The following is a 10,528-nucleotide window of genomic DNA, read 5'->3' on the forward strand; positions in this document are numbered from 1 at the left end:
TATCCCACCATATTCCTCCGGCTGGCCAGTTTTTACATAGTATTTCTGAAGGAGCCCTGGAATAGCTTTAAACTGTGGTTCTCTCTCTTTGGCTCTGCTCAATAGTTCTTCCTCAGGAAGATTTGATTTCAGTTTTATAACCTGTAGGATCATAGTCTTTGGATTGGTTTATGGATATGTTTTTGATAAATGCTATTGCCCGACAACAGCATTCTCAATTGGTTTATCTTACAATCTAATAAAATTTACAGGAATACTAATTTTTAATAGCTGCTAATAGCTAGAGCTTACACGGGGAAACATTTGTTGCCTACCCCCTATGATCCCCCAAAGTCTGCCTGACGGCAACGCAGGGGGATTTTACTTGTGTTGCCCAAGTGGACACCCCTGTAGTTCCCTCAAGGGGACATCTGTTTTTATGGATTTAACAATTCCTCCCTTGAAGGAGGCAACGTAGATGTTAAGGGCCATTTCAAAAACAGAAGCAAACAAAAAGGCCGCGGTTTAAACCACGGCCTTTTGTATTGAACAAGATATTGTCAATTAAGACTCAATCTTACCATATTTCTCTGCCCAAACACCTTCAAGTTCTTCCAAACTCTTGCCTTTGGTTTCAAGCACATATTTCTTAGTAAACACGATCAATACAATTATACAAATACCAAACACCACATAAGGCATTGATTTGTTCCAAGGACCAGAAACGTTGGCTTCACTTTCTGCCATAATTGGGAACATTTGTGAAACCAGGTAGTTACCACCCCACTGTACAGCTACGGCAATTGACATTGCAGTACTTCTTACACTGTTAGGGAACATTTCAGCCAGCAATACCCATGTTACAGGTCCCATACTTAAAGCAAATGAACCAATAAACATCAATACACCAATTAAGGAAATGACACCTACCTGATTAAAGTATAATGATCCACCAAGAAGGATAAAACCTAGCAGCATACCATAGCTACCAAATAGTATCAATGGCTTTCTACCCCATTTATCAACGGTATACATGGCCACAAAGGTAAATCCGAAGTTAACTGCTCCTAATAATATCTGTTGAGCCAGTACGTCTTCCTGACCATAGCCCAATGCTTTTTCGAAGATATCACCACCATAATACAATACGGCATTGATACCGGTAAACTGCTGTAGCAATGATAATGCAGAGCCAATCAAAACTATTGGTAAAACCGCACTCTGCCATACAGATACAGTCTTAGCTTCTGAGTTAGCTTCTCTCTTCAGAGAATGTTTGATCTCATCAATTTCTTTCTGAGCAGCTTCAGGCTCATGCAACCTGTTCAATACTTTTAAGGCTTCCTCTTCTTTACCTACCATCATAAGCCATCTTGGGCTGCGAGGTATAAAGAATGTTAAACCAAGGAATAAGAAACAAGGAATCAATTCTGACCAGAACATCCATCTCCAGCCTTCAGTAATATTTTCTTCTGGAGTAAAATTGTTACCAATGAAATAGGTAGCTAAGAACACTACAAAGAAACCCGTAACAATCGCCAATTGATAAAATGAAACCAATACGCCTCTCCTATCTTTAGGAGCAATTTCCGCTATATAAGTTGGAGCAGCCATAGACGCCAATCCAATACCTAAACCTCCGATAATTCTGAATAGAACCAATAATGGAATAGTTTCAGGTAAAACTGAAGGCATACCTGACCCCCAGGCAGAAACGGTAAAAAGCAATGCTGAAATTATCAGGCTGTTTTTTCGACCAATAGCTTTGGTCATAAAGCCAGATGAAATGGCTCCAATAAAACAGCCTACCAATGCACTACTCACCACCCAGCCCTTCATGGCTGACTCCAGTTCAAAGTATTTGCTAAAGTAAAATTGTGTACCGTTGATTACGCCCGTGTCGTAACCAAACAAAAGCCCTCCAAGGGCCGCGACTGATGTAATCAGTATAAGTAATCCGTTTTTAGACATAGTATAGTGTAGTTAAGGTTAAGTTAGTTCTTATAAATTCGGACGTAGTCAATTTCCATACGCTGAGGCCAGATAGAGTCATCCACTCCATACTTACCTCCCCAGTCTCCTCCAACAGCAATATTTAGCAACAGATGAAATTTTTGATCGAAAGGCCATGCCTCAAAACCTTGTCCATTGTTAGTAAATATATTATAAATTTCACCATTGACCATGAACTCTATTTGATCAGGGGTCCAGTTGATAGCATAAACGGCAAAATCATCGGCAATCGTTTTAATTAAAATTGAGTCACCTTTTTGTGTGCCGATGGAATGATTGAAAGCCTTAGTATGAACCGTGCCGTGAACGTTGCCATGATCATAGCCAACATGCTCCATAATATCAATTTCACCACTATCAGGCCAGCCGCCATATTTCCATTCTGTTGGCAGCATCCATATGGCTGGCCATGTGCCTTTACCTGAAGGCAGTTTAGCCTTTATCTCCATCTTTCCATACTTCCAGTCGCCCTTATTCTTGCTCAGTAGTCTGGTGGAAGAGTATGGTCTGATACTATCTTCTCTGTCCTTATGCACTTCTATGATTAACATCCCATCTTCTACCCTCACATTCTTAGCTTCATTGGTATAGCTTTCTAATTCATTATTACCCCATCCGCACAAATTTGGACATCCATCTCCCAAGTCATAACTCCACTTTGTTGAATCTGGCACTCCTGTGTAATCAAATTCATCTGACCAAACTAAACCGTCTGAATTCTCTTCAGCAGCTGTTTGACTTTCTTCACTTGATTGCTTCTCAGCGCATGAAATAACAATTAATGCACAAATGCCGGCTAATAATATTTTAAGTAATGTCTTCATTCTAATTCAATTTGAAAGTTGCAGTTTGAACATCAGATGAGCTGGTACCAACAAACACCTCAAAATCACCTGGCTCTGTGCCAAAAGTGAAGTCTTTTCTGTAAAATGCGAGATCCTCTTCTCCTATTTCAAAATCTACCTGCGCGCTTTCTCCAGCCTTTATCATTAGCTTTTTAAAACCTTTCAACTCTTTCACTGGTCGGGTGATACTTCCTACAACATCTCTAATGTATAGTTGAACTACTTCTTCACCGTCCACATCACTAGTGTTCTTTACTGTAACAGATACCGTTAATTTTTCGCCTTTGTTGATGACCTCTTTGCTTAGCGCAATAGGAGAATACTCAAAAGTTGAATAACTCAACCCGAAACCAAATGGGTATTGCGGACTATTCTCAATGTCCATATTATGGCTATAAAACACCATTCCAGGGTCAGTTGATGGTCTGCCCGTCATTTTGTGATTATAATAAGTCGGAATTTGACCTACAGACCTCGGGAAAGTCATTGGCAATTTCCCTGAAGGGTTATACTTACCTGTTAGCACATCAGCAATAGAGTGTCCAGCCATAGAACCTAAATGCCATGCCTCCACAATGGCAGGAATATTCTCAGCTTCCCATGGTATGGTTAATGGGCGTCCGTTCATCAATACCAGCACAATGTTCTTATTGACCTTATAAACCTCTTTAAGCAGCTCAAGTTGAAGCCCCGGAAGACCAATCTCAGATCTACTTCTGGCTTCTCCAGAAAAATAGGCCGTTTCCCCTAAGTTCATCAGCACAACATCCGCATTCCTGGCAACATTAATGGCTTCCTGAAAACCAGAACGATCTTCCTCTTCTACTTCCACTTCATTAAAGAAATTATTAGGACCGATTGATAGCTTACAACCTTCTGCATAAGTAATATTCGCTTCTGGTAATGCTGCCTCTATACCTTCGTAGAATGAAACTGCCGATCCTGTTTCACCCTGGGCTCTCCAGTTGCCTATTGGTGAGTCTTTATCTTTAGCAAGGGGACCTATAACCGCTATATTTTTAGCTTTTAGAGGCAACAGATCACCTTCATTTTTAAGAAGAACAATTGATTTGCGACCAGCATCTCTGGCTAACTCCAAGTGATCTGCATTTAACAATGTGTTCTTTTCTCTTTCTTCATCAAAATATTTAAACGGATCATCAAGCAAGCCTAAATCCTGCTTTAGTTTTAATACTCTTCTTACTGCATCATCTATTTTTCCCTCACTAACCTTATTGTCTTCAACCAGTTGCTTAAGGCTCTCAATATAGACTGATCCTTCCATATCGATATCAGAACCTGCATTTATGGCTAATTGAGCAGCTTCAGATTTATCATTTGCTATACCATGGGTTATCAACTCTCCAAAAGAATTCCAGTCAGAGACTACAGGGCCTTCATAATTCCACTCTCCTTTTAAGAGCTCTCTAAGCAAGTACTCATTGGCTGATGAAGGTACACCATCAATGTCATTAAAGGCATTCATAAACGTAGCGGCTTCTAATTGAGCAGCTGCCTTAAATGCTGGTAAAATTGTATTTAGCAATTGATGCTTGCCTACATAAACATTATTATAATCTCTTCCACCCTCAGAAAAACCATAACCAGCGAAATGCTTAGCACATGCTGCTATTGTAGTAATATCAGAAAGATCATTGCCTTGAAAACCTCTTATTCTGGCTTTCCCTATTTCGGTACCCAGGTAAGTATCTTCACCACCACCTTCCATTACTCTACCCCATCGAGGGTCTCTGGAAATGTCCAACATTGGAGCAAATGTCCACATTACACCTGATGCAGCGGCTTCCTTAGCAGCTACTGCAGCAGTATTTTGCATCAACTCTAAATCCCATGAAGCACTTTCGCCTAAAGGAATTGGAAATATGGTTTTATAACCATGAATAACATCATATGAGAATATCAACGGAATACCCAGGCGGGTGCTATCTACAACAAACTGCTGCGTTTCACGAGCATTCTTAGCTCCCAACAGGTTAAGGACTGATCCTACACCTCCATTTTTAAGCTGCTCATAACGAATTTTATTCTGGCCCTCTTTAGCTCCCGGACCCGTAAGTTCGGCACCGATGGAGTACTGATTTAGCTGACCAATTTTTTCATCCAATGTCATTTGCGACAGTAGATTTTCTATTTTATTATTTTTCACCGGTTCATCAGCTTTTTCACAATTTGTTAAAAAAAGTGAGGTGCTTATAAAAAGTGAATAAATGACAGAATTACCTTTCATAATTTAACTTTGTAGAATACAATACAATTTCAAACGATTGCGTTAATGAATAACCTAGCAATATAGCTTTCAACATCTAAAGGAAACTAACACAATTCGCTAAAAGTGGCTTTTTTTAATCTAATAAGAAAGGTTTTTTAAAATTTGTCCTTCACAGGATTTGAGCATATCATGTAAAAAATGCAAACGTTTTTACTTTGAATCGGCATTGAATTCTGACATTTCGGACGAACTCTAATTTAACTTCCCTGCTATCCACCCTGTCGTCCAGGCTGCTTGAAAATTAAAGCCACCTGTAATACCATCAATATCCATAACTTCACCAGTAAAATAAAGGCCAGGTACTTGCTTACTTTCCATGGTCTCATTATTAATATCTGAAAGTGATACACCACCACAGGTCACAAACTCATCTTTAAATGTTGTTTTGCCTTCCACCTGATAAATGTCATTCATTAAAACATTAACAAGCTTATTCACACCCTTCTGACCCATTTCTCCCCAGGTGATATCAGATCTCAGATCAATTTTTGCTAGTAAGAACTCCCAAAGCCTTGATGGAATACCAAACGCATTTTTATTAGCCACCATGCGCTTATGATTATTCTGCTGCATTTCTGTAATTATCGTTCTTAGATCATTTTCTGATTTATCATCGACCCAATTTACCTGGATTTTAAACGTGTACCCCAGATTACTGAGCTCTCTCGCACCCCATGCCGAGGTTTTGAGAACGGCCGGTCCACTCATGCCCCAATGCGTAATGAGTAATGGGCCGGATTGCTTTAGTTTGGTGCCTTGTACTTTCACAGTAGCACTTTCTACAGCCACACCCATTAAAGCCTTTACTGGTTCATTGGGCATATTGAAGGTGAAAAGCGATGGAACAGGCGTGCTAATATTATGACCTAGTGCTTCAAGCCATTTCAAACCTTCAACCTTAGGAGAACCACCGGTAGCCACAATCACCTTGTCATAGCTAAATTCAACCCCTTCTTTTGAAACAATGACAATCTCTTGCTCTCTAGGTACCAATGCTGCGGCAGTTTGTTGTAGGTTTATTGTAATACCCAATTGCTTCACTTTTGAGGTTAAAGCGTCAATGATGGTTTGTGAATCATCAGTGATCGGAAACATCCTTCCATCATTCTCTGCTTTTACTATCACTTTATTAGCCCCGAACCAATTAATAGTATCTTCTACTGCAAACTGATTAAAAGCCTTTTTCAAAAACTTTTCACCTCTCGGATAGCGGGTGGACAGTTTCTTATTGTCAAAACACTGATGCGTTACGTTACAACGCCCACCTCCAGACACCTTTACTTTGGCCAGTAGCTTAGAGCCTTTCTCATAAATGACAACATCGGCTTTTGGATGATGTGTTTTACATGATATAGCAGCAAAAAAACCTGCTGCCCCGCCTCCTATTACTGCTACTTTCATGGACATTGATTTAATAATCTACCAAAACTAAGGTTTGTTTACTTAAGGAAATTAAAAATAGTACCTTTGCAGCCAATTTAAATGAATTACAATGCTTGCAGTACAAAATCTTTCACTTCAGTTCGGTAAAAGAGTATTATTTGATGAGGTAAATATCAATTTCGGTGATGGCAATTGCTATGGTGTAATAGGTGCCAATGGAGCCGGAAAATCTACATTTCTAAAGATACTATCAGGTGAAACAGATCCGACTTCCGGAAAAGTAAGTATGGAGCCAGGCAAAAGAATGGCCGTATTAAAACAAAATCACTTCGAATTTGATGAGGTGACTGTTCTTAACACTGTGTTGATGGGCCACACCAAACTTTGGTCTATCATGCAGGAAAAGGATGCCATTTATATGAAGCCAGATTTTTCTGAAGCTGATGGTGAAAAAGCAGCTGAATTAGAAGGTGAGTTTGCCGAAATGGATGGTTGGAATGCAGAATCTGATGCTGCTGCTTTGCTAAGTGGCTTGGGTATCGAAGAAGTTCATCACCATTCTTTAATGAAGGACATTAGCGGTAACTACAAAGTACGCGTTTTGCTTGCTCAAGCGTTATTCGGCAACCCTGACATATTAATACTGGATGAGCCTACCAATGATTTGGACATACACACCGTATCTTGGTTAGAGGATTTCTTGCTTGATTTCAAGAATACAGTAATTGTAGTATCTCACGATAGACACTTTTTAGATACAGTTTGTACTAACATCGTTGATATAGATTTCTCGGCCATTAAGGTTTATACAGGTAACTACTCATTCTGGTACGAGTCTAGTCAATTGGCGTTATCTCAGCGTTCTTCTTCAAACAAAAAGGCTGAAGAAAAGAAAAAGGAACTTCAGGAGTTTATTGCAAGGTTTAGTGCCAACGCCTCTAAATCAAAGCAAGCTACAAGTAGAAGAAAATTGTTGGACAAGATCAACATTGATGACATTCAGCCTTCTACCAGAAAGTATCCTGCTATCATATTTACACAAAACAGACCCGCTGGAGACCAGATTCTTGAAACATCAGGACTATCTAAAACTATAGAAGGCAAAACTTTATTTAAAGACCTCGACTTCTTTGTAAACAAAGGAGATAAAATAGCTTTCTTAAGCAAAGATAGTTTGGCTACCACAGCCCTATTCCAAATTCTAATGGGTGAGATGAAAGCTGATTCTGGTACTTTTAAATTCGGACAAACCATAACTACTGCCTATCTACCAAACGAAAACGAGAAATACTTTAAGTCTAATGACAACCTTGTTGATTGGTTGAGAGAATTTTCTGACGGTGATAAGGATGAAGTTTATATTCGCGGTTTCTTAGGCAAGATGCTTTTCAGTGGTGAAGAGGTGTTCAAGAAATGTAATGTACTTTCAGGAGGTGAGAAAGTAAGGTGTATGGTGTCAAAAATGATGTTGGCAGGTGCAAATGTATTAATCTTAGATGAGCCTACTAACCATCTTGACCTTGAATCTATTACTGCATTCAACAATGCATTGAAAGAATTCCCTGGCACGGTGTTATTCACATCACATGACCATGCCTTTACGCAAACTGTAGCGACTAGAATTATTGAATTAACGCCTAACGGACATATGGACAAGCTATGTACTTACGATGAGTACATCTCAGATGAGAAATACATGCAGCAGCGACAGGAAATGTACGCTTGATAGAACACTCCATTTTAAAAAATTAAAGCTCCCATAGTGGAGCTTTTTTTATGCCTAAGAAAGTATAGCACAAAAAAAGAGTCTCAGCCAAAGGCCGAGACTCCCAATAGTTAATCAGATATAAATTAAGCTAACTTAACGTTAACTGCGTTTAACCCTTTTCTACCTTCTTCAAGTTCGAAAGTAACTTCGTCATTTTCTCTTACCTCGTCAATAAGACCAGATACGTGTACGAAATATTCTTTACTGTCTTCTGAGTCTTTAACGAAACCATATCCTTTTGAATCGTTAAAAAATTTTACTGTTCCTTCTTTCATTATTAAAATTTGTAAATATTGTCGCAAACGTAACCAAAATAAATTCATTTTAGCTAACAAGCGTAATTTTATTTTTATGTTATTGGCATTCCGCCAAAATTTCAACGGTTTGAAACTGACCTATTAGCGTCTTCCGCCTCTACGTCCGCCACCACCTTTACCACCTTTGGGTTTGAAGTTACCTTTGTAACCTCCTCCACCTCCATGTGATGAAGGCCTGCGGCCATCTCTTCCACCTCTTCTTCCAGACCTGTCATTACTAGATCTAGGACGATCGAGATTCACTCTAATTTCTCTGTCGTTAACAAAAAGACCTGCAAATGCATTATTTATAGTCTTTGCATGACCTTTCTCCATTTCAAAGTAAGATCTTCTATCTTCTATGGTAATTCCACCGATTAGCGCTTTATCAACTTTAGCCGTTTCAGCCACAAAATCAATTAACTCATTTTTATCGATTCCATCGATATTACCTAAATTGACGAAATAGCGATCGTTTTTACTCTCCACTCTATCTGAAGATCGACCTCGGTCTCCTCTATCACCTCTGTCACCAAATCCGCCACCGGCATCACCGAAATTGCTATTCTTATTAATTCCTAGCTCTGTAATCTCCCACGCCACCAATTTCTCAATCATCTGCTCTTTAGACAGTTGAGCCAAAATCAAATGAACATCTTCCATGTGCTCACTGATGGCCTTTTTATCCACTTCAGTAGCAACCAATTTATTAGCCCATTCTACTAGCTTCTTGTTTTCAACATGTACAGCTTCTGGCAATACATAAGGAGAAAAGCTTAGTTTAAGTTTTTTCTCAAGGTGTCTGATTTTACTCTGCTCCCTGCCATTAACTAAAGATATAGAAATACCTTTTTTACCAGCACGGCCGGTTCTACCACTTCTATGGGTGTAATATTCCAAATCGTCAGGCATGCTATAATGCACTACGTGAGTAAGGTCATTCACATCTATACCCCTTGCTGCTACGTCTGTTGCAATAAGGAACTCTAAAGAATGATTCTTGAAACGTTTCATCACCTGATCTCTTTGACTCTGAGATAAATCACCATGAATGGCATCTACAGGCAACCCTTTAGCTTGAAGTTGCTGCGCAAGGTTCTGTGTATCCATCTTTGTTCTACAAAAGACGATACCGCGCATATCAGGCTCAAGTTCGATAATCCTTTTCATCACCTCTATTTTGTCTCTGGCACTGGCAATGAAATATTTGTGCTCAATATTCTGGTTAACCACATTTCCGCTGTCTATGCGTACTTCATTAGGGTTATCCATGTATTTCTTAACAATGTTCTTGATCTCAGGAGCCATAGTTGCTGAAAACAACCATGTAGACTTCTGTCCCTGGGTGAAAGATAAGATAGTATCAATATCTTCTCTGAAGCCCATATTTAACATTTCATCAGCCTCATCAAATACTACATGCCTGATGCCTGATAGGTTAATTGCCTTTCTGTTAATAAGATCGAGCAATCTGCCTGGTGTTGCAATAACAATGTGTGGTGTATTTTTTAACGCTTTCATCTGTGGAACAATAGATGCTCCACCATAAACAACCTGTACTCTAACGCCTTTCAAGTACTTTGAAAACGCTTGTATCTGCTGTGCAATCTGCTGCCCTAATTCTCGTGTAGGGGCCAAAACCAAAGCTTGGGTTTCTTTTAAATTAACATCGATAGCATCTAACAAAGGCAAACCAAATGCCGCTGTCTTGCCTGTACCTGTTTGTGCTAATCCAATAAAATCTCGTGTTTTTTCTTTGATTAAGATAGGTATTGCCTGCTGCTGAATTTTTGAAGGCTCAATTAAATTCAGCTCAGGAAGGACTTGGAGCAAAGATGCTGACAGCCCTAATTCTGAAAAATTTGTCAATAGATAATAATTATTAATGAGCTGCAAAGGTAGCATTAATAAAAACGAGAAGCTAAAAGTAATTTTTATATCTACATCATAATGT

At 39.2% G+C, this 10,528-nt stretch carries 7 protein-coding genes; 1 reads left to right on the forward strand and 6 read right to left on the reverse strand.

The features are described from left to right. Positions 1-543 precede the first annotated feature (543 nt). The 4 genes from E1140_RS04765 to E1140_RS04780 all read right to left on the reverse strand — a co-directional run bounded on the left by E1140_RS04765 (position 544) and on the right by E1140_RS04780 (position 6,528). Positions 544-1,950 (reverse strand): sugar porter family MFS transporter, encoded by a 1,407-nt coding sequence (locus E1140_RS04765; RefSeq protein ID WP_155179590.1) that lies wholly within the window; start codon positions 1,948-1,950, stop codon positions 544-546. 23 nt (positions 1,951-1,973) lie between these two features. Beyond that, complete coding sequence (locus E1140_RS04770) at positions 1,974-2,816, reverse strand: glycoside hydrolase family 16 protein (RefSeq protein ID WP_155179592.1); 843 nt, start codon at positions 2,814-2,816, stop codon at positions 1,974-1,976. Between the two features lies 1 nt (position 2,817). Beyond that, positions 2,818-5,085 carry a beta-glucosidase BglX gene (bglX, locus tag E1140_RS04775; RefSeq protein ID WP_155179594.1) on the reverse strand — a complete coding sequence of 756 codons (2,268 nt, stop codon included), beginning with the start codon at positions 5,083-5,085 and terminating at the stop codon, positions 2,818-2,820. Between the two features lie 234 nt (positions 5,086-5,319). Beyond that, a complete protein-coding gene (locus tag E1140_RS04780; RefSeq protein ID WP_155179597.1) occupies positions 5,320-6,528 on the reverse strand; it encodes a BaiN/RdsA family NAD(P)/FAD-dependent oxidoreductase in 1,209 nt (402 codons plus the stop codon). 91 nt (positions 6,529-6,619) lie between these two features. Between E1140_RS04780 and E1140_RS04785 the strand changes: the two genes are divergently transcribed. After that, positions 6,620-8,236, forward strand: a complete 1,617-nt coding sequence (locus E1140_RS04785; protein ID WP_155179599.1) for an ABC-F family ATP-binding cassette domain-containing protein — start codon at positions 6,620-6,622, stop codon at positions 8,234-8,236. A 125-nt stretch (positions 8,237-8,361) separates the two neighbouring features. Here E1140_RS04785 and E1140_RS04790 read toward each other — a convergent pair whose 3' ends face one another. Beyond that, a complete protein-coding gene (locus E1140_RS04790; RefSeq protein WP_155179601.1) occupies positions 8,362-8,553 on the reverse strand; it encodes a cold-shock protein in 192 nt (63 codons plus the stop codon). A 123-nt stretch (positions 8,554-8,676) separates the two neighbouring features. Further along, on the reverse strand, positions 8,677-10,528 hold a 1,852-nt coding region (locus E1140_RS04795; RefSeq protein WP_246202708.1), incomplete at its 5' end, for a DEAD/DEAH box helicase.

This window comes from Fulvivirga lutimaris (assembly GCF_009711525.1).
Lineage (GTDB): Bacteria > Bacteroidota > Bacteroidia > Cytophagales > Cyclobacteriaceae > Fulvivirga > Fulvivirga lutimaris.

Coding starts and splice junctions, on each gene's coding strand:
- E1140_RS04790 (WP_155179601.1), bottom strand. CDS start 8,553: ATGAAAGAAGGAACAGTAAAATTTTTTAACGATTCAAAAGGATATGGT.
- E1140_RS04765 (WP_155179590.1), bottom strand. CDS start 1,950: ATGTCTAAAAACGGATTACTTATACTGATTACATCAGTCGCGGCCCTT.
- E1140_RS04785 (WP_155179599.1), top strand. CDS start 6,620: ATGCTTGCAGTACAAAATCTTTCACTTCAGTTCGGTAAAAGAGTATTA.
- bglX (WP_155179594.1), bottom strand. CDS start 5,085: ATGAAAGGTAATTCTGTCATTTATTCACTTTTTATAAGCACCTCACTT.
- E1140_RS04770 (WP_155179592.1), bottom strand. CDS start 2,816: ATGAAGACATTACTTAAAATATTATTAGCCGGCATTTGTGCATTAATT.
- E1140_RS04780 (WP_155179597.1), bottom strand. CDS start 6,528: ATGAAAGTAGCAGTAATAGGAGGCGGGGCAGCAGGTTTTTTTGCTGCT.